The sequence below is a fragment of the Rhodococcus sp. 008 genome, assembly GCF_001682295.1.
In the GTDB taxonomy this organism is placed as follows: domain Bacteria; phylum Actinomycetota; class Actinomycetes; order Mycobacteriales; family Mycobacteriaceae; genus Rhodococcus_F; species Rhodococcus_F qingshengii.
Window position 1 is genome coordinate 564,118 of sequence record NZ_CP015203.1, and the last position, 22,309, is coordinate 586,426.

Genomic DNA, 22,309 nt, shown 5'->3' on the forward strand with positions numbered 1-22,309 from the left:
CCGAAGCCGGCCGGCGGGGTAGCGTCGGTCACGTCGAGGTCTTTCGGATGGATGGCGTAGGAACCTCCATCGTCGGGAGACCTCGACGTCTACCTGCGGACCGACGCGCCCGGCCGACCTACACCCTCATCTGGGAAGAGCCCTCAAACCCGTCTACACGGCTCCGTCGGAGCAGGCCGCGCTCGACCGATTCGCAGAGTTCAGTGACAAATGGGAGAAACGCTATCCCGCGATCATCAGGCTCTGGACTAACGCCTGGGCTGAGTTCGTGCCGTTCCTACAATTCGACAACGCCATCCGGCAGGTCATTTACACGACCAACGCCGTCGAGAGTGTCAACGCTCGAATCCGCAGGGCTGTCAAGGCCCGTGGACACTTTCCGACCGAGGCCGCGGCCTTGAAATGCGTGTATCTGGCCATCATGAGCCTCGATCCCAAAGGCACCGCCCGCAGGCGCTGGTCCAACCGATGGAAGGCAGCACTGAATGCCTTCGAGATAACGTTCGACGGACGGCTGTCTGCCGGACGAAAGTAGTTAGAAACCAATCAATTACACCGTTTTCTGGACAGACCCGCGAGAAGTGCGACAGCCCACCAGGACTGCGAGGCCTGCGTCCGATTTCCACGCGATGCGTTCGTCCGGGTGCTGTTCGGTGATGGTGGCGTCGAATTCTCGTGTTTGTCCGGCTATTTCGAGGATCCACTGTGTGTGCACATCGTCGGTTTGTCGAATTTCCCGTACTCCGGACATGAAGTGCAGGTCGGGACGGTCCGTGTTCAGATGATGAGGTTCGAAGCGTTTCGTTTTCAGACTCGCAATTGGGGTCAGGTTTCTGGCCACATGTCGTATGCGGGCCATGATTCGCCCGAGCCGGTCGTTGTTGACCCGTCCGGCGGCCTCGTTGAGCTGTAGAGCGGATATGTGCAGTGCGTTGTCAATCGAGGCGTTCTCGGTGTTCGTTGGGTGTCATGCCGGTGGTGTCGCGGAACGCTCGGTAGAAGGTGCGGGGGTCGGAGAATCCTGTTTGTCGAGCGATGAGGGAGACGGGCCGGGAAGGGTATTTTCGTAGTAGGTGCTGGGCGGACTGGATGCGCGCTGCGCGGAGATATCCCATGACTGTGTGGTCGGTTCCCTGGAACAGGCGGTAGAGGCTGCGGCGGGAGAGTCGCATCGCGGTGGCGATGCGTTCGGCGTCGAGGTCGGGGTCTGCAAGGTGGGCATGGATGTAGGCCAGAACCTGATCTCGTCGTAGGAAGGCGGGTATTTCGGCGGCAGAGCGAACCGGTGTGACGAGACTCAGTAGTGATGTGGCCAGTGAGGAGGCGTGAGTCTCGAGCTGTGCGGCGCCGTGGGGATCGCTGTCTTGGTGTTGGGCCAGTTGGGTGAAAAAGGCTGCGACGGCGGACATCGCTCCTGCACAGCTCATGGTCGTGGCCAGGATGTCTGTGGTCCGGTCGATGCCGGCGAGCGCGAAGGCTCGATCGGCGGGCACCTTGACGATGACCTGTTCGTAGGGTGCATCGGCGCGGAAAGCGAAGGGCAGGGAACTGTCGTAGATGACCATTGATCCTGGCGGGACTACTGCAGTGTGTCCGGCCTGTTCGATGACGCAACTTCCGCGCGTCTGGAATGTGGCGAACAGATACTCGTCCTGTTCCCGCCCTTGGGCGATTCGGCTGCGATTGCGGTGTGTCTGCTCGGCGGTGGCTCGTTTCGTGGACAGAGTGAAGTTCGTGTATCGGCCGAGACGGACATCGCCGTAGAAGTCGGGGTCGGCGGGGTCGGTGCTGACGTCGACGTAGGCATGGCGCCGGGCCTCTCGCCAGTAGTCGATGACACCGTCGTCCGGCGCCCGCGAGGTCGACAACGTTTCGAAGTGTGGCAATGAGGGCTCGTCTGCATCAGCCATGGCCGGATCACCTGCCTTACGGATACCACTGAGTTTACTGAGCCGCGCGGGAAAGTCCTGCGGGTCGGGGAGAGAGCGAGCCGGCCCTGTGTCCGCCAGTCGGGGGGCGATCACAGGGCCGGAAATCTACGCGTGCTGCAAAACGCTCAGGCCGTGAGCATTCCGTGCTGTATTGTGCTCAGACCGTGAGCTTTCCGTGCTGGATCGTGCTCAGGCTGGAATCATTCCGTGTGGGTCGATGATGAACTTGCTCGATGACCCCTGATCGAAGGTCTCGTAGGCGGCGGGTGCTTCGTCGAGGCCGATGACCTTGGTGTTGAGCATTGCGCTCAGATACGGCATGCGGTCCCACAGGATCGACATCATCAACTCGCGGTTGTAATGCATGATCGGTGCCTGCCCCGCGGACAGGCGCGGTGACTTGATCCAGGCCTTGCCGAATTCGAGCGGGAAGATGCCTTCCTGTTCGGCCTTTGTCGGTGCCAGAGGGTCGGGGCCGTAGACGCCGATGACGCCGGTGGCGCCGCCGGCACGGGTGGCTTCGAGGACGTCGTTGATGGCACCTGCCGGCTGAGGCTGATTGGACTCCGAGCCGATGCCGTGTGCTTCGGAGCCGACATAGTCGACGCCACAATCGACTTCGCGCTCACCGAGGATGGCCTCGATCTGGTCGGGCAAGGGGATGTCCTGGCTCAGGTCGATGGTCTCGCAGCCGTTGTTCTTGACCAGGTCGAGTCGGTCCTGATAGTAGTCGCCGACGATGATGCAGGATGCGCCGAGAAGGCGTGCTGCTGCTGCGCCGCAGCGTCCGACCGGCCCGGCGCCGGCGATGTACACCGTTGAACCTGGTTTGGCCCCTGCCTCGATGAGTCCGTGAAAGGCGGTGGGAAGGATGTCCGAGAGCAGGGCAAGATCGAGGATCTTGTCCATGGCCTGGTCCTTGTCCGGGAAACGGAGGAGTTGGAAGTCCGCGTACGGGACGAACAGGTATTCGGCTTGTCCGCCCACCCAGTCGCCGAGATTGAAACCGTATGCGCCGCAGGAGACTGCAGGATTGACGGTTTCACAGACATCTGTGCGGCGAGCTTTACAGTTGCGGCATCGTCCACAGGCGACGTTGAAGGGGACCGAGACGAGATCGCCTTCTTTGAGGAACTCCACGTCGGAGCCGACCTCGATGATCTCTCCGGTCATCTCGTGGCCCATGACCATACCCTGGGGGACGGGGAAGGACCCTCGGTAAATGTGCAGGTCGCTGCCGCAAATGTTGGTAGCGACGATTTTCAGGATGACGCCGTGGGGCGCTTTTCGTCCGTTCGGCATCTCCAGCTTGGGGAAGTCGAGTTTCTCGACCTTCATGGTGCCGGGGCTCTCGAACACCACTGCGCGGTTGCTGTCTGCCATGCTGTCGCTCCTAACCTGGGGGATCCCTGCACGCTGCGATTCGGGACCCGGTTGTGGTGGCGTGGCCACCGGGGGACCTTTCGAACGTATGCGCACGTGGCGATACGTGTCAGTGACCTTGCGTGTCAACTGAGTGACGATGTGTGCCAGGAGTGCTGTGGGGTCTGCCGCAAGGCTCCCTTCCTTCGTTATGGTCACCGGCATGACAAACCGTTCCGAACATCTCGCCGAGGCCGATGATCGCTGGAGGCAGGGTGTCGTGGTGCGGGGAGCTCGGCAGAACAATCTCGCCGACGTCGATCTCGATGTTCCTCGAGACCGTCTGGTGGTGTTCACCGGTGTGTCCGGCTCGGGGAAATCCTCGCTGGCGTTCGGGACACTGTTCGCGGAATCGCAGCGGCGCTATCTGGAGTCGGTGGCACCGTATGCCCGTCGGCTGATCGACCAGGTCGGTGTACCCGATGTCGACGTCGTCGAGGGACTGCCACCGGCGGTTGCACTGCAGCAGCACCGAGGCATCGGTAATGCTCGATCGAATGTCGCCAGCGTGACGACATTGGGCAGTCTCGTGCGGATGCTCTATTCCCGTGCCGGGTCTTACCCAGATGACCAACCGATGCTCTACGCGGAGGACTTCTCGCCGAACACCGTGCAGGGCGCATGTCCGACCTGCCATGGCATCGGGCGCGTCTACGAGGTCGATGTCGACAAGATGGTCCCCGATCCCACACTCAGCATCCGGGAGCGCGCGATCGCTTCGTGGCCGCCGGGCTGGCCGGGTGGCAACCTTCGCGACATCCTGGTGTCACTGGGATACGACGTCGACTCTCCGTGGAAGAAGCTGCCGAAGAAACATCGCGACTGGATCCTGTTCACCGAGGACCGCCCCACCGTTCCTGTGTACTCGGGATTTACCCCGGCACAGACTCGGCGAGCGATCAAAGCCGGAACCGAACCCAGTTACGAGGGCAATTTCGTCGGCGCCCGGCGGTTCGTGCTCGATACCTTCGCGAACACCAAGAGCTCGATCGTCAAGAAGCGGGTCTCTGAGTTCGTCACCAGCGAGGTATGCCCGATGTGCCAGGGCAAGCGGGTCAAGGCGGAGGCGCTCTCGGTCACCTTCGAGGGCCTGGATATCGCCGAGTTCGCGTCCTTGCCCCTGGCACGACTGGCAGAGATCGCGCGCACTGTTGTGTCCAGCGACTGGCTACCCGAGGCGGCAGGAGAAGCTCTCGACGAAACCCGACGAGCCGAGGCCACGCGACGACGTGTCGCATCGGGAGGATCGGCGCACACCGCCGCTCCCGACGTGCGACGCACCCCGAACGTGTCAGCGGAAAAACAGGTGGCGGCGCGGCGCCTGCTCGACGACCTCCTCGAAAGAATCCAACCCATCATCGACCTCGGGCTGGGATATCTGTCACTGGACCGGACGACGCCCACACTCTCCGGCGGAGAGCTGCAACGACTGCGCCTGGCGACGCAGCTGTCCTCGAAGCTGTTCGGCGTCGCCTACATCCTCGACGAACCTTCGGCGGGACTGCACCCCGGCGACTTGACGGCGCTGCTGAGAATTCTGCACGGACTTCGTGAGCGAGGAAACAGCGTCCTCGTCGTCGAGCACTCCCTACCCGTCATCCGAGAAGCGGACTGGCTGGTCGATATCGGTCCCGGTGCCGGCGAGAACGGTGGACGCGTGCTCTACAGTGGAACACCCGCCGGGCTGGCCGACGTACCGGACTCGGTCACCGCACGCTATCTCTTCGACACGTCGGAGCAGGTGCGCCGCCAGCGGCGTACCCCCCGCGGGTGGCTTCGCGTCGAAGGCGTCGAGCGCAACAGTCTCCGCGACCTCACCGTGTCTTTCCCTCTCGGGGTCTTGACCGCGGTCACCGGAGTCTCCGGTTCGGGGAAATCGAGCCTCGTCAGCCAGGCTCTACCAGCGTTGATCAACGCTGAACTGGGCCGGCCCGCCGCGCCCGATGCCAACGTCGAACCGCGCGACGACACCGATCTGCTGCTCACCGGAGATCAGGGCGCGGTCCGCGGCCGCATCGAGGGCACCTTGGGAGGGCTCCGTCGGGTGGTCGCCATCGATCAGCGCCCTATCGGGCGCACACCCCGATCCAATGTTGCAACCTACACCGGCATGTTCGACCACATCCGCAAGCTGTTCGCCGCAACACCTGCGGCCAAGAAACGGAACTACAAACCGGGGCGGTTCTCCTTCAATGTCGCCGGTGGCCGCTGTCCGACCTGCGAAGGCGAAGGCTTCGTGATGGTCGAGCTGCTTTTCCTGCCCAGCGTCTACAGTCCGTGCCCGGACTGCAATGGCACTCGTTACACGCAGAGCACACTCGAAATCACCTGGCGGGACCGCAACATCGCCGACGTTCTCGCGATGAGCATCGACGAAGCCCACGCCTTCTTCACCAGTGAGAACGACGTTCTTCGCTCGCTCACCGTCCTACGCGAGGTCGGGTTGGGTTACCTGCGACTCGGACAACCCGCCACCGAGCTGTCCGGCGGCGAAGCTCAGCGTGTCAAGCTGGCATCCGAACTCCAGCGTGCTCAACGCGGCGACACGCTCTACATCCTCGACGAGCCCACTGCTGGGCTCCACCCGTCCGACAGCGACAGACTGCTCGCTCACGCGCAGGGGCTCGTCGACGCCGACAACACCGTCGTCATGGTCGAACTCGACATGCGCGTCGTCGCCCAGGCCGACCACGTCATCGACCTCGGACCGGGAGCGGGCGCCGACGGCGGACGTATCGTCGCCACCGGTTCCCCCGAGCAGGTAGCTGCCACTGCCGACAGTGCGACTGCCCCCTATCTACGAGCGGCGCTGGAAAACACAGGCGCCGGCACCACACAACACTGACCTGACCGCGCACCACCGCCTGGACTGAACGGCGATAAGGATCAACTAGCGATGGCACGACAGGCACCGAAACCCCAAGGCCTGCGTAATCAGCTCTCCAACTCTCTCCGGCCGGGACTGTAAGAACAACGGTGTAACTCTGAAAGGAGATACGCCACTATGACTGACGTGATTGAACGTGAGACAGAGACGAACTCGGCTCAGCCGGGTATCAGCGATGCGCGGCTCAAAGAGCTGGTCGAGCAGGCGCGAGCCGAAGGGCTGCAGTTGACCGGAGATGGTGGATTGCTGTCGAAGCTGACCAAGCTAGTCGTGGAGTCCGCGCTCGAAGGCGAGATGGACGACCACCTCGGATACGGCAAGAGCGACCCGGCAGGGAGGGGCAGCGGCAACTCCCGCAACGGCAGACGAGCCAAGAACGTGTTGACCGAGGCCGGCCCGGTCGAACTCGAGGTGCCCCGTGACCGGGATTCCTCCTTCGAGCCGAAGATCGTGGCCAAGCGGCAGCGTCGGCTGTCGGGCGTGGAGGACATGGTGATCTCATTGTCGGCCAAGGGTTTGACGACCGGTGAGATCGCTGCACACCTGGCCGAGGTGTACGGAGCTGATGTGTCCAAGCAGACGATCTCGACGATCACCGAGCGGGTGATGGAAGGCATGGCCGAGTGGCAGAACCGGCCGTTGGATCCTGTGTACCCGGTGTTGTTCATCGACTGCATCCACGTCAAGATTCGCGAGGGCAACGTCGCTAACCGGCCGATCTACGTCGCGATGGGGGTGACTGTCGACGGCACCCGCGACATCCTCGGATTGTGGGTCGGTGAGCACGGCGACGGGGAGGGAGCGAAGTACTGGCTTCGGGTGTTGTCCGAGCTGAAAAACCGTGGTGTGCAGGATGTTCTGATCGTCGTGTGCGATGGTCTCAAGCATCTACCCGACTCGATCGAGCAAGTGTGGCCACAGACCATCGTGCAGACTTGTGTGGTCCATCTTCTCCGTAACACCTACGCCTATGCCTCCCGCAAGGACTGGTCCGAGATCGCCAAGGACCTCAAACCCGTCTACACGGCTCCGTCGGAGCAGGCCGCGCTCGACCGATTCGCAGAGTTCAGTGACAAATGGGAGAAACGCTATCCCGCGATCATCAGGCTCTGGACTAACGCCTGGGCTGAGTTCGTGCCGTTCCTACAATTCGACAACGCCATCCGGCAGGTCATTTACACGACCAACCCCATCGAGAGTGTCAACGCTCGAATCCGCAGGGCTGTCAAGGCCCGTGGACACTTTCCGACCGAGGCCGCGGCCTTGAAATGCGTGTATCTGGCCATCATGAGCCTCGATCCCAAAGGCACCGCCCGCAGGCGCTGGTCCAACCGATGGAAGGCAGCACTGAATGCCTTCGAGATAACGTTCGACGGACGGCTGTCTGCCGGACGAAAGTAGTTAGAAACCAATCAATTACACCGTTTTCTGGACAGACCCGACCATGGAGATCTACTCTAAGAATGCCCATTTCGCCTCCGTTCCAACGGAATCGGCGGACCAACTTGTTGTCCGGGACTTCCAGATAGACGGTTGATTCGGGCTTGGTTCGACACGCCGAGCCGAGCGTTGTACGCAAGAGTGAGACCATCGGTGCGTTGTCACTGATGGGTGACGGTGACCTTCCGTTTGGGAGGCGTTACGGGGCTTCGATGGTGGCGCGGCGTCATGCCGGCAGCAGATCGGCCGTAGGGGTAGAAGCGCTCCGAAATGCCCGGAGTGCTTCTGTTCGGGTTTCTTCCGAGGCGGCGCGTTCGTCGCGTGCGCGTACTTCCGCGTGTCGGGCGAGCTGGTCAGCGCGTCGAGTGCGATTGTGTTCGTCGTTTCGCTCGGTGGGGGTGGGTGCGGCCCAGTCGATGTGGGTCAGTCGCCAGCGTAGGAATGCGCTTGGTCGTGGGATGTGGTTGGGCCAGGTCCAGCCGCGTTGTTGGGTGTCTGTGGTGAGTTGGCGTGCGAGGTCCCGTCCGGTCCATCGGGTGGTGTCGATTCCGGTTTGTTGGATGGTGTCGCAGATTTTTCCGATGTGGCCGTCTGGTTTCAGTGCTGGTGCGTGGGCGAGGAGTTCGGCTGCTGCGCGTTGGAGGTGGATGGGTCGGGGTGTGGTTGTTGGTTGGTGTGTTGTCTTGCCCGCGTGTGCTTGTGTGCGCGTTGGTGAGATCTTGAAAGCAAGAGCTTTAAGTGCAAATCCCCCGGAGGGGGATAGGGGGTCACGGGTGCCGGATTGTGGATGGTTCCGTGTGGTGGTTCTGGATCTGTATGCGTTGGTACGCAGTGTGGCTCGGGAGGGTTTTCTGGGTTTTGTGAAGGGCGGGGTGACGGTTATGGCTACCGGGCGGGGTGTGGTGAGCGCCCAGGTGGATGCTGCACGGAATTGGCGGTGCCCGTGGTGTGATTCTGCGGCCATAGCTTCCAGGCGACTGAGGTAGCGGCCGCGGACGAGTTCTACCGCGACTCCGAGGGCTATGAGGACTCGTCGGGCGCGTTTGACGGTGGAGGTGCTCACTCCTGCACGGCGGGCGATGGTCTCGCGTGAGGCGGTCACTGAGCGTCCGGTTGCGCTTTCGGCGAGGGCGGCGTGGATCACGGCGACGGCGAAGACGGCTTCGGTGCTGATGGTGTGGGTTGTGCAGAGTTTCGTGCCGGTGGGGGAGTTGAGGAGGGTGCGGACTTGGTGTTGCCAGTGTGTACGGCTGGTCCAGGTGGGGGTACGGCTGTAGGTGCCGTCGGGGATGGGGAGGGACCAGGAGTTTCCGCGTTGGTTGCTCGTCCGGTTGAGTGTTTCGATACGGGCGATGTTTTCGGTGGCTTGTTGTACGGCGTGGGCCCACTCGGTGTCGGAGACCGGGGCATGGCGCGTTGATGGTGAGCGGTCGAGGATTGTGTTGTGTGGAAGTGTTGAAGCTGGTTCAGGGTGTGCGCTACCCTGAGATGTACCTGTCACAGGTAAATCCCTTCAGTGAGTGAAGAAGTGCAGTACAGAAGGCGGAGCGGCTACTTTGGCTTCATCAGTGACAGCGAGCCCGGCATGGCTTCGCTGTTGATTTGGCTCAGTGTGTGACGAACCCCCGCAAGGGGGTTTCGTCGTTTCTGGACTGCGTCTATGGAGTTGTGTGTCAAGGTCTTTCGGATGTCAGACTGGGTGGTGGCGGTCTCCCTTTTCGGCGGTGTTCGGGTCAGGCCGGATGTTTATCGAGGTCAGTTGCCGCTGGCGGTCTGCGCCGGACGCCGACCCCCGATATGCGGATCTGTCGCGTTTCGAAGGTCAGGAACGTGTGGGGCGAAGCGAAAACACCGCTCCCACAACACCTGCACACCCCAACACGGCAGCGAGAACGAGCGCAATCATGAATGATTCGCGCGAACGGGGATGTGCAGATCCAGAAGCCCGCGCAGTGCAACCGCGACTTCGTGAATCTGATCGACCGACGCAGTTTCCGGATCGGAGGCAACGAGATCTGCTACGTCGATGAGGTTGTCGCGTAACCCGACTGACAGATCGCGAGGGCCGGCGAGGGCGTCGACGGTGTCCCGGACGATCGTTTCGGCGAGTTGGCGTACCTCGGCCATCTCGGCGTCGGTGGGGAAGGTGATGCCTACTTCTTTCAGGAGCGCTGTGGAGGCGGTGCTGATCATGGATTCGATCAGCGGCGAGCGATGCGGTGTTGTTGTCATGATGCTGCCCCCAACCGTGTGGAAACAGATGATGCGCCGGTGGTGTGGGTGGGATGAATCCAGTGTTCGACGGCCGCGGTGATAGTTGCGCGGGCGGTGGCAGCGTCCTGTGCGGTGATGACGGCGGTGAATGCTGAGGTGACTGCTTCGACCCCGGAGGTCTCGAGTCCGTTGCAGTGGTCGAGTCCGTCGGTGATCAGCTCCAGGGCAGTGTTGAGGACTTCCCACTGACCGTCCTCGTGCGGTGTATGCGCTGCGATGAGTTCGGTGGTGGGGAGTTGTTTTGCGGCCCACAGTTCTCGCACGTTGAGGGGGTGGATGGGGTGGGCGGTGAGCTGGCACAGTCGGGCGACGGGGGCGCAGACGTGGTCGAGTCCGTCGACGATCGCGGTCATTCCCCACTGTGGGTGGGTGAGGAGGTGTGCGAGCCATTGCCATCGTTCGGCGGGAAGGCCGGTCGAGGCAGGGGAGGGGAGGGCCCCGGTACTGATCCCGTAGATGATGTCAGGGAGGGGGCGGTGGGGGTTGTTCAGTTCGTCGAGCAAGCGGTGTGTTGTCATGTGGGGCAGTCCAATCGGGTGACGTCGAACGAGGCTTGTGACGTGCAGGTGGGAAGGTGCGCGGAATCCATCGCACCGGTACGGAGTGGTGTGAGGACCGCGGCAGGGGAGGGGTCTACCCTCAACGGGCCGTGGGCTTCGATCAGATCGCGGGCATGAAGAATGGCGCGGGAGTCCACGTCGATCAACCCGTACACGTCCGGTGAGTCACCGATGTCCGGGTGATCGTGAATGAAGGTGCGGCGACTACGCAGGCGGCCGGCGACTTCGACGAGGATCCACAACCGGTCGTAGCGGTCCCGTACCGGCACATGGCCGTGCGTGTCGGAGAGGATTCCGTACACAGACCACGCTGATTCGAACGTCCTCAAGATCAGCACCGGGGACCCATCTGATGCCGGTGTGTCGACCGGCGGTGTGAAGACCGGATCGAACGACCCCACTATCGGAGTCACGCAGCGCTCCCACGAGAAGTACCGCGATGCCCGTCGACCCGCCGATAGTACGAACGCAACACCACATCCGAGGTAATCGGCCGGCCACGATGACTGAACGGCACACCCGCCCAAATCATCGACCGAGGCGGAGTATCCGCCGCCACCATCGACGACAACTCCTTCCGGCAATCCGCCAAACGCGGGCACCGGAAACACTCAGCCTGCGCATCCACACCCGCGCGATACGAACCCTCATCCAGATCCCACGATTGAGGATCGACCGCGCACGCCAACACAGTCGGCGGCGGCACCGCGGCCCTCACGCTGCCACCTCCGAATCCCGGCGCCGACGCGTTGCTGTCGTCAACGACTCGTACAGGCCCAAGCGTTCACCGTCGACGATATTGCCGTGACTGTCATACGCATTGCCCGCCATGATCATTCGCTGCGGACCATCCCCACGTTCCTCCGCCGCGGCCGCATCTATACGGCACTGCGCCAACAACGGGCACACCTCACACGAGGAGATCGCGCGGCGCCACTCCACCACCGTGCGGCCATCCATCTCCCACGAACGTGACTTCCCCGCGCACAAACCCTTACCCGGATCGGCACCAACAATCGGCACCACACCCCGAACCTCCAACTCCACACGAACAGCTCGCACAGTCGGGCACACATCGCACTCCGACGAGAAAACGAACCCGCACCGCGCGCACCGACCAACCCGATCAGGATGATGCGAAGCAGCAACCCGAAGAAGATCGTCAGTACTGAACTGCGGCAACACGACCGCAGATGTTCCCCGGTCCTCACGGTGCGTCAACTCACGCAACGCGGCCACAGCCTCCGGGCACAACGGAACAAGCTCCGAAACACTGAAACCGCAACCATCGCAACGCCCGCCGATCGACGAATGCCGCGCAACAAGCCGACGAAGGGCAAGTGTGGAGAGAGCTGCATACCGATCGTGGAACACGTCATCCGGACCTGATGGGTCCACTAAGATAGACATCGCAGAATCCTTTCTGCAACTGAAGAAAACTCTGGACGGGCGCCAACCCGTTTGGACATCGTTCCCCTGGTCGTTGGTAGCGGCCGGGGGAACTTCTTTCGATGTGTCAGATCACCCCTTTGCCTGTGAGATGCGGACTTGCTGCCGTGTGCCTATTACAACAATTGCATCGATTAAAGTCATGCACGTTTAGACCCTAGAGGAGGTGCGGCATGGTGTCTAGCAATGACGAACGGAATGCCCACATGAGTCGCCGTGTTATGCGCGGGTTCGAACCCGCGCGACTTAGTCGTGCGCGTGAGAGCAAAGGCCTCAGTCGAGCAGATCTTGCTCGTCGCGCTGGGGTGGGCGGCGCGACTGTGCAGCAATGGGAGTCCGGCAACCGGAGTCCTCAGGTTGATACGTTGGCCTTGGTTGCCCGCACGCTTGATGTCCCTATGAGTGAACTGGTAATAGTTCCGGAGGATGAACGGTTCCCGGGAGACTGGCGCATCCTCCTCGGGCTTACGCAACCTCAGCTTGGAAAGCTCACGGGCATCAGCACCTCGATGATCGCGCGAATAGAGCGAGGTGAAGTGCTCTTGACGCCTGCGAGTGCTCAAAAGTTGGCGGATGCCCTGGGAATCAGTGCAATTGAATTGCATGCAAGCTACGAGCGTGCCAGGACTCGACCTGCTGGGGTACCTGCATAGGTAATCAAGGGCATCGACATGGCAACTGAGGTAGTCGACGTGTGTGCGGCACAAACGGGCCTCCGGTTGAGTCTCAGGTGCGGGATCGAGCGGTAACTAGTACCGTCCGCGCTACCTGGCGGAGTCACCTGTAACCACTCGCTGCCGGAGCCCGTGAAGGGCGCGCAGTTGCACGTTACTAATGCCTAGTGTTCTACCGCAATAGGCCGTAAGCATCTTGGGTACTAGGTCCCAAAACGCTTGAACATTCGGTGATCATTGCGCGCGACGCCGCTGAAGTCGATGTTCATCGGCATCACGCGCTGATGGCCGGGACTGGTCCAAGTCTTCGAATCAATTGCGGCAGAGGTGAAATCGTAAATGATCTTTAGGCCAGTGAGGATGAAGGCGCTATGTCAGATGCATGGGCCTCTCCGATTCCGGAGAACTTGCCTCGCGAATCATGACCAGGCCCGCCGTCGTATGCTGGTCCAGCATCATCAGAGTTGCCTCCACCGCATAGGTTTTCCAGGCTCCGCTCAATTGGCGGAAACGAATGACTCCGTGGGTCTTGCCCCGTGCGAGACCTTCTGACATCGCAAGTGCAATGTGGAAGTCGTCCGGATGAATGCTGGGTTCGACCTGATCGTCAACCGATTCCCATGCAAGTCCCGGCATGGCGTCGCCGACCCATCGAATCAACTGCAGGGTCTTGAGATTGACGATGGCTCGATACTCTCCGTCATTGGTTGCCGCCTCTAGCACTCTGTATTCGAGAACCACCGGAGGAGGTGCGGAGGTTACTTCTACTGCTGGTCCGATATCTTGAGTAATCCCGCGCAAGATCACTTGGGGTTGACCTGTTTCCGGATCGTTCTCTTTGAGCATTCGGCAGGAGAAGTGAGCTGCTCGCAGTTCTCCATCATCCCTCTCCACCGTCCAGACGGCTTGGTGAACCGTTCCGGGTTGCGACTGGACGATCTTTGACAGTGCGTCGCTCTCGTCATGATTTGTCCGCAATCGTGTGAACGCGCCCGCCATCGCCTTCTCTGTGTGGCGTTCGTCCTCAGGGACGCCGTACAAATCCAGTAGGGCGACGCTCCCGCTTGCTTTGCCTGCAGTAAGATTGAATAGCCATGCGCCAGCCGGATCATGTTCGGGTACTGTTTCGTTCGATCTTCCGAACCACAGATGTATTCCATGCAAGCGACCGCTGAACGTGATCAGGGGCTCAACGATGAGGCGACGTTGCCCGTCTGCTGATCTCCGATCAATTTGTCCAGGTGAAGCACTGACTTCCTCGATGATCCGCTTCACAAGTTCGAGTGAGTCCCTACTTTTCAGTACTCTCTCGATTGGCACGAATCGCCTTGGTGCGCTACCCAACCCAACAATGGATGGTGCAGCGTCGCCGAATGTTTCGATCATCAACCATTTTGTTGTCACAGTGGTCGTTCCTCTCCCCGCGGATTGTGAACAGACGAACACTACGCAAATTCTTCTGTACATGTAACCGCCGATAACGGAAAAAGGTCCCAGGCTGGTGGGCGCAATGTCCTCATACGGACTTCGTTGGGTCAGGCTAGGAGCGATTTGCCCTATTCGTGGCCGGTATCAGGCGTTGGTATCCAGATCCGGAGATTCTGGTCAGTGCGTCGATGATACGAGCGTCTGCGCCGACAAGTATCCGGGGACGTCCTTGTTTTGCGCCACGTAAGATAACCTGCGCGGCCTTCTCCGGTTCGGTTCTCGCGATGCTGTGTTCGAAGGACTCGATGACTGCTTGTCTGTCTATCGGCGCAGCCATACGGGCAGTCCGTGCAATCGAGGTCTTGATTCCACCAGGGACGACGCAAGACACCTTGATTTGCGGATGCAGAATCAACATCTCCTGCCGTAGCGATTCGGTGAAACCTCGGACGGCAAATTTGGCTGCGTTGTATGCCGAGTATCCGGGCGCGGACATCAAACCGAATGCCGAGGAAACATTGACGATGTTTCCCTCATTCGATCGAAATATGAAGGGCAGAAATGCTTTTGATCCGTTGACTACACCCCAGAAGTTCACCCGCATTACATGTGCGAAGTCATCGAACTCAGCATCGAGCACGTCCCCGGTGTAGAGGACGCCAGCGTTGTTGAATACTGCGTCGACGCTCCCAAAAGCGTCGAATGTCTCAGCGGCGCAGGCATGCATAGCGTCACGGTCGGAAACATCTACAACCGACATGCGGTTTACACCTGATTGCGTGCCTATCAAGCTGATCGTTTGATTGAGTGCATGTTGGTCGCGGTCGATCAGAGAAAGTGACGCGCCTTGTCTTGCCAACTGAATGGCCAGCTGGCGGCCCACCCCCGCACCTGCACCTGTCACTGCGACAACCCGACCATCAAAATAGCTCACCTACACACACTATCCGGCAACGAAACGGGACACAGATGCTGGCGTATCAGAGTGAATCGGGTCTATCTCGTTAAGGGTGTTTCGGCCGGTATCCATTAGTAAGTTTCCGATCCCGGCCAACGATCGGCGAACGTGATCGCAAACGCATTCAGAGCAGGCTTCCACCGTGTAATCCATCGTGCCTGCCCTTTGCCTGTCGGGTCGAGCGAACGCGTCACCAAATAGAGGCACTTGAGCGCAGCAGCCTCGGTGGGGAAATGCCCACGAGCCTTGACAGCCCTCCGATACCGGGCGTTCAAGGACTCAATAGCGTTGGTAGAGCACAGCACTCGCCGTATCTCGGTGTCGTAATCGAGGAACGGGATGAACTCCTGCCAGGCGTTGTTCCACAATCGAATGATCGCCGGATACGTCTTGCCCCAACGGTCTGCGAGATCGTCGAACGCTGCACTCGCGGCGGCCTCGGTCGGGGCAGTGTAGATCGGCTTGAGATCGTGTTTGAGCGCATCCCAATGCTGCCGCGACGACAACCGAAACGTATTGCGGATCAAATGGATCACACACGTTTGGACCGTGGTCGCCGGCCACACATTCTCGACGACCTCCGGTAGACCTTTTAATCCGTCGCAGACCAGGAAGAACACATCCCGAGTACCCCGATTACGGATATCCGTCAGCACGGACATCCAAAATTTGGCGCCCTCACCGCCGGTCCCGGCCCACAAACCGAGTACGTCCCGGTGCCCGTCGAGGCTGACACCGATCGCCGCGTAGATCGGGCGGTTCGCGACCTGCCCATCCCGAACTTTGACCACGATCGCATCGATGAAGATCGCTGCGTACACCTCGTCGAGCGGACGGGCAGCCCAGTCCTGCATTTCCTCGAGCACTTTGTCGGTGATCCGTGAGATGGTCTCTTTCGAGACCGAAGCGCCGTAGATTTCAGCGAAGTGAGCACTGATCTCACCGGTCGTTAATCCTTTGGCGTACAACGACAACACGATCTCATCGACCCCGTTCAATCGACGTTGTCGCTTTTTGACGATCTGCGGCTCGAACGTCCCTTCCCGATCACGAGGGACCTCGATCGGAACATGACCGGTCGCCTCGGTCAACACAGTCTTCGACCGAGTCCCGTTGCGAATATTCGTCGACTCCCGCTCCGGCGGGGCTTGGTTCTTGTCGTGCCCGAGGTGCTCGGTCATCTCCTCGTTCAATGCAGTTTCCAGAACGGTTTTGGTGAACTGCTTGAGCAAACCGTCCGGACCGGTCAGCGACAGACCCTGCTCCTTCGCCAACCTGACCAGCTCCGCAGCCGCCGCAGCTTCCGCGGAGGGCTCGGCCCTCTTCTTCGTCACATCTTCCAGTGTCGTCATCTCGGCACCTCCTCGCCAAGCATTCACTCAGCGTCTCGGGCCAAAACACCGATTACGAAACAGTCCCAGTGAATCGGCTATTGCCGGTTATATGGCCCTTGGCGGTATCGTTCCTGGCTTAGGCGTGCGGCTACGTCCCTTCGCATCGTACGTGCATGTCGATGGTGACTCTCTCCCTTGCTCGGATTTGCCAGTGGGGCGGTGTCTTCTGGCTTAACTGAATCTCGACGTCGCCGAGCTGCGGGAGATCCCACGTCACGCCAGGCGGGAAGAGATCGGTCGTTCCGAACTTGTTATTCGATTCGCTCTCGCTGTCGAGTGCGCTTTGCGGAGTGGTGAATTCCTGTAAGGGGTAGTCGAGTTCCTTGTTTTCGATGGCGATGGTTTGGGATCCATGCGTAAGTAGGGCGTTCCAGCCGTTAGGTGCGGTGATGCCGATTGTGAGATTGTCTCCTGCTCCGATGCACCTAGCTTGGACCTGGTCGGGGGCCGGTGTGGTGATGAATTGATTGCTTTGGATGTCTCCCACGCCGATCGCTAAGTTTCCTGGCCAGAGGGAGGATTCGGCCGGCGTGACGACCCCGATTCGGTTGCCGTCTGTACTGGCGGATTGGTTGGGGGTGGCGACCCTCTGTGTCGCTGGTGTCGAGCATGCAGGCAGGAGCGGCAGTAACGTAAGGAGTGCCGTGACTACAGTAATACGTCTTTTCATGAGTCTCCTCGTCGATACAGGTCTGACGTGATGGGTGTAGCGCAGGACATGAAAAGTATTGTGTACAAGTAATATTCGATTATATTCTTGAAGTCGTCTATCGACTGGATTTCGAAGGACGATCCCCCACTTCTTTGTGTCGGTGGATGGGCTATTCAGTACTGAATGGTGTCGATGCGCCACTGATCAACCTCCTTGGCGAGCGTGACCCACACGGTCGTTTCCGGTACAACAAGATTGGTCGCATCTCCGGTAATTACGGTCTGGCGGATGGTGGCGACTCGGCGGACGAGTGCATCGGTATCTGGTGGGCAGCCGGAGCAACCCACAGTCACATCGGCGACCACTTTGGCGTTGTCGGAGGCCCATTGGTTCCACTGTGCTCCTGGTCCTCGTTCGGTGTGCGTGTCGACGAGCAGGGTCTGTGCCAGGGTGTCGGTGAACCATTCCCGGGCGCGTGCGTATCCATTGGTGGGGCTACGGTCCGTTGCCGGGTACCAGGTGAACGCCACGGAAAGTGCCTGGCGAGCGATGTTTTCGGCTCGCTCCGTATTCGGATCATCGGTGACGTCGATTGTTGTCGGAGCCGGCGAAGTCGAAATGGTCAGCGGCGCCTGTGCTGGGGCGATCTGTTCAGCTGTCTCGGTTTCCGTCTCGTTGCCCCAACCGAAGAGGAAGTACACCAGTCCACCGACGAGGAGGACAGCGACGGCAAGCAGAACCAGCTTGCGTGCGTTGCTCACAGAACCCTCCTGGCTTTCATATCGCTCTGCAGTGGAGCTTGTTTGACGACGTCCCCCGTAGTGGGAGCATGGATCATCTGGCCTCCGCCGATCGCGACGCCGACGTGCCCCGGACCTGTTCCGGCCCACGAACCGAACACCAGATCCCCGGCTTGTGCTTGGTCAATAGGGATCTCGACTCCGACGTTCCACTGCTGTTCGGATGTCCTGGGCAGGGTGATCTTGTTTCCACTTCCCTGGTAGATGGCGTAACTGGTCAGTCCGGAGCAGTCGAATCCACCGCCGGTGGTGCCGTTGATGTTGCCGCCGCCCCAGACGTACGGGGTGCCGAGGAATTGGCGGGCAGCGTCGACGACCTGCGATCCGGACGCCGAACCGGGCGAGACGATCAGTTCCCCGCTACCTCCGGGGGACGCGAACTCTGCTTCGTATGCAAGGACTTTCGCGACGTAGGGCTGTGTCTGGGTGGTGTAGTCACCGCCGCTGGGCATTCCGCCGGCATTCTTCACCGCGCCTTCGCCCGCGTTGTAGGAAGCGATGTAGAGCGATTTCGGATCGCCCTTGACCGATCCGTCGGCAATCCATCCGTCGATCTGCGCCGCGATGGAGCAGAAGTATCGGCCTTGAGCCATGATCGCGTCCCCGTCGTCCCAGATCGAGATCTTGCCGTTTCTGTCGTCGTCCTGGCCGTAAGAAGCAAATGTTCGCGGCATGAACTGCGTGACACCTTGCGCTCCACTGCCGGAGGTCAGGCCACGGGTCAAGCCGGATTCGGCCTTTGCATCTGCGGCCAACAGGGAGGGCTTGATCTGGGGGCACAGCGATCCGGCCTTGCGGAACCACGGTTCCATCTCCGGAGGAACGGAACCGGCTTTGAGATCGCCGCCACCCGCCACGCCGAAGCCGGCGCAGTCGATCGACGATGATGACGCGGCCAGCTCGATGGCAGGGGAATCACTGCCCGCTTCGCCGGCGGGGGAGGGCGCTCCGCCGAGCTTGGTCATCGGATCGACGGCGGTTCCGCCCTGCAGTCGTCCCCCGTCCCAGTATTCGAAATGCAAGTGTGCGCCGGTGGATTGGCCGTTGTTTCCGATGTTCGCAATATGGTCGCCGGCCTTGACCTGCTGGCCTTCCGTGACAAGGACACCGTCGTCGAACATGTGGCCGTAGACGGTGCTCACGGGTTTTCCGTCGACGAGCGAGTCGAGCACGATCCAGTTCCCGAACCCGGATGCGGGCCCGGCCTTCACCGCGACGCCGTCGAGCGCCGCGTAGATCGGTGTCCCGACGGGGCCGGCGAAGTCGACGCCTTTATGTTCGGTTCCCCAGCGAGGCCCGAACGGGGACGTGAACGTCGTCGTTCCGTCCTCTGTCGGCTGGGTGATCGGCCCCGATGCTTTCAGTTCGGTGTTTCCCGTAGAGGATCCCTTGTCGTCTCGTTCGTTCGACGAGGTTCCGCCGCAACGGTTGTGGGGGATCACCGGCTGCTGGGTGCATCCGGACAGCCCCAGGATCGCGGCGGTGGCCGCGGTGACGATCAGGGCTACCGCTGCACGGCGGCGACTCACAGTGTTCCCGGGAGCGGTGTGTCGAGGTCGGGAATCGGGATGGGGCCAGGGACAGGAACAGGCGCCGGTCCGAGGTCTACCGAGGGAACAGCGACTGAGGCGGTCGATGTCGGCGACGTGGTCAAGATAGTGCTCGGTGAGGTGGGCGATGTAGGAGTCGTGGTGGTTGTGGCAGCTTCCGAGGTCGGTGGGTTCGCGAGGGAAGGTGCGCCGAGCTTGTCGATCTCGCTGCGGTCCAGGGTGGGCAGCGGCATCTGGACCTGCCATGTCGAACCCTTGGCAGTGTCCGAGGCTTTCAGGGTGACCCGCAGATTCCCCGCCTGCGTCGGGACGATGACCTGCACGGCGCTCTCACCGCCGGTGCCGGCCACGATCTCACTGCGCGTCGGGCCGGTGATCGCGACCGGTACGAGCGGGCGGGCATTGACCACAGTCACGCCGGGCGCTTCAGCGGTGTGCACGCCCAGCTTGGTCTTCCATTCGCTGTTCGAGAGTGACTGATCGACGTAGACGTGCGCGTAGGCCATCGCTGTCGCCGGTGCACTCTCGGCCACCGACGCGATCGACTTGCCGGCAATCGAGGATTCGGTCACCTCGGTCAACTCGTAGCTCAGATCCGGCGCCGCAGATTCTGCGTCCGTCGCAGTCGTCGCGGCGGAGGCCTGGATCTTCGAGGCAGTGTTCGACGGGGTCGGGGATTGGCCGAACACCGCTCCCGCCACGAACAGCACACCGAACGCAGAGACGATCGTGATCGTCAGATTGGTGCGCGAGTACAGCACCCACCGCCGGATCGGTGCTAGGACGGGATTGGCTGCGCTGGAGGACATCAGCTGACCCTGTCGGTCGAATCGGACGAAGTACCTGCTGAGGTCAACGACGGCGTCCACAGTCGTGCCGTCGACCGCGGAGGAGTCGACGAGTTCGAGCGCGTCGCACCCGATCGAGGCATCGGAGTTCCGGTGGGGGCATCCCGCGAGGACGGAGTGAACAAATTCATCGGCGCGATACTCGACCGCGGGCCTCCGTCCCATGTCTCACTCACCGACGAAGAGCTGCGCGGCGAACCGGCTTCGGTTCCGACCAACTGGCGAGCGAGTGCCTGGCCTCGATTGGCGGCGGTACCTGCGGTTTGCGGCCGATCGGCGACGGGCCTCTTGAGGCCCGTAGAACTCTTCGCGGAACCGGCGAGGCTTTGGCGGCGCACATCGTTCTTGCGTGAATCTGTCAGACGCTGTTGACGATCCATCGTCTTACGCGCATCGACGCGCGACTTGTCGACCTCGTGGCGACGTCGCTGATTCAACTCACGTCCTTCCGGACGCACTGGTGTCACTGAATCCTTGTCGAGGTCACCACCGCGTTTGGTCGCCTTCCGAAGTGCGCCGACACCTTCCTCGACCATCGACGCCGCGGGACCACCCACAACGGCGCTGCCGGCCTTGAAGAACTTTTGCTTCATCGACGTCTGAGCGTGACGAGCCTTGCGATTGAGTGCGCCCGCTTGGTTCTGGGTGAAGGTCTGAGTCATCCGCTTGAACGGCCGCATGATGAACCAGCACACCGCCGTCAAGATGACCATGAACCACAGCCGCCAGGTGCCGTCGACGAGACCGTTGTCGGTGTCGTACAGCTTGACCAGCGCCATCAGATACAGCGCGATGATGACTGCGCCGGCCACGCCCCACATGTAGGCGGTGGCGATCATGCGGCACACGCGCGAAAGGGTGCCGCCGTGTGCGGCGGCGATCGGAACCCAGATCGGTGCGAAGAGAATTGCGAGTCGAATAGCCAGTAACGCAGTGAGTTTGAGGATGGATGCACCTATCCAAAGGATGGAGGGCATGGCGAGTTTGATCATCGCCATGAACCCTGTGCCGGTGCGTCCGGAGTCCTTGCCCTGGAACTGATTGTAGGAAAGGTTCAAATCTTTCAGCTTCTCAACCAGATTATTCTCGAAATCCTCTCCCTTTTTGCTCGCAAGCTCACTTGCAGCCTCGTTGTCGCCGGCCACGTTCTGCTGCTCCGCGTACGAAAATGCCAGGGTGTCGCGGAGCTTCGGTCCAAGTTGCAGTTCCTGGTCGTTGAAATTCGCGCCGAACCATCCCTTGCGCCAGTCGTCGAGGAAGATCTTGTCGATCAGCACATTGCGGGGGTCTCCGGTGTTTCCGGACACGGACAGCATCTGACCTTGTGTGTCGGTGATGACCGATCCGAAGGTGTCGTCGGCGACCTGGATGGCCTTTTGCGGTGCGCCGACGAACAGTGCTCCGATGGCCATTGCAGCGCCGGCGATCGCGACGGTGCGGGTCACGGCCGCGGCGTTTGATTTGAGGGCGTTCCAGATGATGATCGTGGCGACCACGATCAATGCCACACCCAGCCACGTTCCGTAGACGCCGAGCATTCCGTTGGAGATCGAGGCGACGATCTGGTCGAACTGCACCATCGCTGGGGCGATCCCGGCCTCTTCGGCAGCTGCTCCGGTCTTCGTCTGGTCGTCGAGCCAGAACGCTGCAGCAGCGAATCCCTTGCCGATTGCGAGGAATGTGTTGCCCAGGGTGGTGTCCGCGACTGCGTCCGGTGCGCGGACCAGGTCGTTGCCGCAGCCGAGGTCGTAGGTGTACCAGCGCAATCCGGCCCACCCGTAGGTTTCGTAGCCTGTGCCGCCCTGTTTCGGTTCGCGGTTTTTGCTCGAGGAATCGAACTCGGCAGCCATGACCGAGGTCGGGAACTCGGGGGAGGGGACGTCTTTGCAGTCGAATCCGCCGGCAGATGCGATCGGCCCGCCCGGGGCGACGAGGGGCACCAGCGCCAACGCTAGAACGGTGAGAACCCGCGCCAGATTGACGGTCAGCGCCCGAACGCGCGATCGGTGAGGGATTACTTCATTCATCTCTGTAGAGGGTGG

General features: G+C 61.1%; 18 protein-coding genes and 2 pseudogenes. 4 read left to right on the forward strand and 16 right to left on the reverse strand.

Translation table 11 applies throughout. The features are described 5' to 3' along the window. Positions 1-136: 136 nt before the first annotated feature. A pseudogene (locus AOT96_RS35090) lies at positions 137-535 on the forward strand (transposase); the annotation flags it as partial. Positions 536-607: 72 nt separating this feature from the next. On the opposite strand, the pseudogene AOT96_RS36250 reads toward AOT96_RS35090, so the two are convergent. The 3 genes and pseudogenes from AOT96_RS36250 to AOT96_RS33080 form a co-directional block, all read right to left on the reverse strand. Then, positions 608-751: pseudogene (locus AOT96_RS36250) on the reverse strand (SRPBCC family protein); the annotation flags it as partial. A 184-nt stretch (positions 752-935) separates the two neighbouring features. After that, positions 936-1,910: a helix-turn-helix domain-containing protein gene (locus AOT96_RS33075; protein WP_003943380.1), complete on the reverse strand. Its 975-nt coding sequence runs from the start codon at positions 1,908-1,910 to the stop codon at positions 936-938. 210 nt (positions 1,911-2,120) lie between these two features. Further along, positions 2,121-3,314 carry an alcohol dehydrogenase catalytic domain-containing protein gene (locus AOT96_RS33080; RefSeq protein ID WP_003943355.1) on the reverse strand — a complete coding sequence of 398 codons (1,194 nt, stop codon included), beginning with the start codon at positions 3,312-3,314 and terminating at the stop codon, positions 2,121-2,123. Between the two features lie 202 nt (positions 3,315-3,516). On the opposite strand from AOT96_RS33080, the gene AOT96_RS33085 reads away from it, so the two are divergent. Both AOT96_RS33085 and AOT96_RS33090 read left to right on the forward strand, forming a co-directional pair. Then, entirely contained in the window at positions 3,517-6,198 is a 2,682-nt protein-coding gene (locus tag AOT96_RS33085) for an excinuclease ABC subunit UvrA (RefSeq protein ID WP_051649789.1), read from the forward strand. Positions 6,199-6,357: 159 nt separating this feature from the next. Beyond that, positions 6,358-7,641 carry an IS256 family transposase gene (locus tag AOT96_RS33090; protein ID WP_065352562.1) on the forward strand — a complete coding sequence of 428 codons (1,284 nt, stop codon included), beginning with the start codon at positions 6,358-6,360 and terminating at the stop codon, positions 7,639-7,641. Between the two features lie 265 nt (positions 7,642-7,906). Here the strand turns inward: AOT96_RS33090 and AOT96_RS35585 are convergent, their stop codons facing one another. The 5 genes from AOT96_RS35585 to AOT96_RS33115 all read right to left on the reverse strand — a co-directional run bounded on the left by AOT96_RS35585 (position 7,907) and on the right by AOT96_RS33115 (position 11,540). Then, a complete protein-coding gene (locus tag AOT96_RS35585) occupies positions 7,907-9,181 on the reverse strand; it encodes a hypothetical protein (protein WP_058228565.1) in 1,275 nt (424 codons plus the stop codon). Positions 9,182-9,582: 401 nt separating this feature from the next. Beyond that, positions 9,583-9,912 (reverse strand): hypothetical protein, encoded by a 330-nt coding sequence (locus tag AOT96_RS33100; protein WP_058228564.1) that lies wholly within the window; start codon positions 9,910-9,912, stop codon positions 9,583-9,585. Further along, positions 9,909-10,472, reverse strand: a complete 564-nt coding sequence (locus AOT96_RS33105) for a hypothetical protein (protein WP_058228563.1) — start codon at positions 10,470-10,472, stop codon at positions 9,909-9,911. Before AOT96_RS33105 ends, AOT96_RS33100 begins: the two co-directional genes overlap by 4 nt. Further along, entirely contained in the window at positions 10,469-10,927 is a 459-nt protein-coding gene (locus tag AOT96_RS33110) for a hypothetical protein (protein ID WP_074447172.1), read from the reverse strand. The genes AOT96_RS33105 and AOT96_RS33110 overlap by 4 nt, the downstream gene beginning before the upstream one ends. A 301-nt stretch (positions 10,928-11,228) precedes the next feature. Then, a complete protein-coding gene (locus AOT96_RS33115) occupies positions 11,229-11,540 on the reverse strand; it encodes a hypothetical protein (protein ID WP_141695886.1) in 312 nt (103 codons plus the stop codon). 644 nt (positions 11,541-12,184) lie between these two features. On the opposite strand from AOT96_RS33115, the gene AOT96_RS33125 reads away from it, so the two are divergent. Next, positions 12,185-12,616 (forward strand): helix-turn-helix domain-containing protein, encoded by a 432-nt coding sequence (locus AOT96_RS33125; RefSeq protein ID WP_058228566.1) that lies wholly within the window; start codon positions 12,185-12,187, stop codon positions 12,614-12,616. A 390-nt stretch (positions 12,617-13,006) separates the two neighbouring features. Here the strand turns inward: AOT96_RS33125 and AOT96_RS33130 are convergent, their stop codons facing one another. The 8 genes from AOT96_RS33130 to AOT96_RS33165 form a co-directional block, all read right to left on the reverse strand. Then, on the reverse strand, positions 13,007-14,041 hold the full coding sequence (locus AOT96_RS33130; RefSeq protein WP_058228559.1) for a GAF domain-containing protein: 1,035 nt from the start codon (positions 14,039-14,041) through the stop codon (positions 13,007-13,009). A gap of 136 nt (positions 14,042-14,177) precedes the next feature. After that, positions 14,178-14,999, reverse strand: a complete 822-nt coding sequence (locus tag AOT96_RS33135) for an SDR family NAD(P)-dependent oxidoreductase (RefSeq protein WP_058228558.1) — start codon at positions 14,997-14,999, stop codon at positions 14,178-14,180. A gap of 95 nt (positions 15,000-15,094) precedes the next feature. Further along, on the reverse strand, positions 15,095-16,375 hold the full coding sequence (locus AOT96_RS33140) for an IS256 family transposase (RefSeq protein WP_064073797.1): 1,281 nt from the start codon (positions 16,373-16,375) through the stop codon (positions 15,095-15,097). 130 nt (positions 16,376-16,505) lie between these two features. After that, positions 16,506-17,087, reverse strand: a complete 582-nt coding sequence (locus tag AOT96_RS33145; protein WP_058228474.1) for a hypothetical protein — start codon at positions 17,085-17,087, stop codon at positions 16,506-16,508. A gap of 155 nt (positions 17,088-17,242) precedes the next feature. Beyond that, positions 17,243-17,830 (reverse strand): hypothetical protein, encoded by a 588-nt coding sequence (locus AOT96_RS36255; protein WP_058228475.1) that lies wholly within the window; start codon positions 17,828-17,830, stop codon positions 17,243-17,245. After that, the gene (locus AOT96_RS33155; RefSeq protein ID WP_058228476.1) at positions 17,827-19,398 is read right to left on the reverse strand and encodes a peptidoglycan DD-metalloendopeptidase family protein; all 1,572 of its coding nucleotides are present in this window, start codon (positions 19,396-19,398) and stop codon (positions 17,827-17,829) included. The genes AOT96_RS36255 and AOT96_RS33155 overlap by 4 nt, the downstream gene beginning before the upstream one ends. Further along, complete coding sequence (locus AOT96_RS33160; protein WP_065353016.1) at positions 19,395-20,228, reverse strand: hypothetical protein; 834 nt, start codon at positions 20,226-20,228, stop codon at positions 19,395-19,397. Before AOT96_RS33160 ends, AOT96_RS33155 begins: the two co-directional genes overlap by 4 nt. Continuing rightward, positions 20,228-22,294 carry a hypothetical protein gene (locus tag AOT96_RS33165; protein WP_231917485.1) on the reverse strand — a complete coding sequence of 689 codons (2,067 nt, stop codon included), beginning with the start codon at positions 22,292-22,294 and terminating at the stop codon, positions 20,228-20,230. The genes AOT96_RS33160 and AOT96_RS33165 overlap by 1 nt, the downstream gene beginning before the upstream one ends. Positions 22,295-22,309 lie beyond the last annotated feature (15 nt).

What these genes read in the sequence shown, in the direction of transcription:
- AOT96_RS33075 (WP_003943380.1), bottom strand. Translation starts at nt 1,910, where the DNA reads ATGGCTGATGCAGACGAGCCCTCATTGCCACACTTCGAAACGTTGTCG.
- AOT96_RS33080 (WP_003943355.1), bottom strand. Translation starts at nt 3,314, where the DNA reads ATGGCAGACAGCAACCGCGCAGTGGTGTTCGAGAGCCCCGGCACCATG.
- AOT96_RS33085 (WP_051649789.1), top strand. Translation starts at nt 3,517, where the DNA reads ATGACAAACCGTTCCGAACATCTCGCCGAGGCCGATGATCGCTGGAGG.
- AOT96_RS33090 (WP_065352562.1), top strand. Translation starts at nt 6,358, where the DNA reads ATGACTGACGTGATTGAACGTGAGACAGAGACGAACTCGGCTCAGCCG.
- AOT96_RS33100 (WP_058228564.1), bottom strand. Translation starts at nt 9,912, where the DNA reads ATGACAACAACACCGCATCGCTCGCCGCTGATCGAATCCATGATCAGC.
- AOT96_RS33105 (WP_058228563.1), bottom strand. Translation starts at nt 10,472, where the DNA reads ATGACAACACACCGCTTGCTCGACGAACTGAACAACCCCCACCGCCCC.
- AOT96_RS33125 (WP_058228566.1), top strand. Translation starts at nt 12,185, where the DNA reads ATGCGCGGGTTCGAACCCGCGCGACTTAGTCGTGCGCGTGAGAGCAAA.
- AOT96_RS33140 (WP_064073797.1), bottom strand. Translation starts at nt 16,375, where the DNA reads ATGACGACACTGGAAGATGTGACGAAGAAGAGGGCCGAGCCCTCCGCG.
- AOT96_RS33145 (WP_058228474.1), bottom strand. Translation starts at nt 17,087, where the DNA reads ATGAAAAGACGTATTACTGTAGTCACGGCACTCCTTACGTTACTGCCG.
- AOT96_RS33160 (WP_065353016.1), bottom strand. Translation starts at nt 20,228, where the DNA reads ATGTCCTCCAGCGCAGCCAATCCCGTCCTAGCACCGATCCGGCGGTGG.
- AOT96_RS33165 (WP_231917485.1), bottom strand. Translation starts at nt 22,294, where the DNA reads ATGAATGAAGTAATCCCTCACCGATCGCGCGTTCGGGCGCTGACCGTC.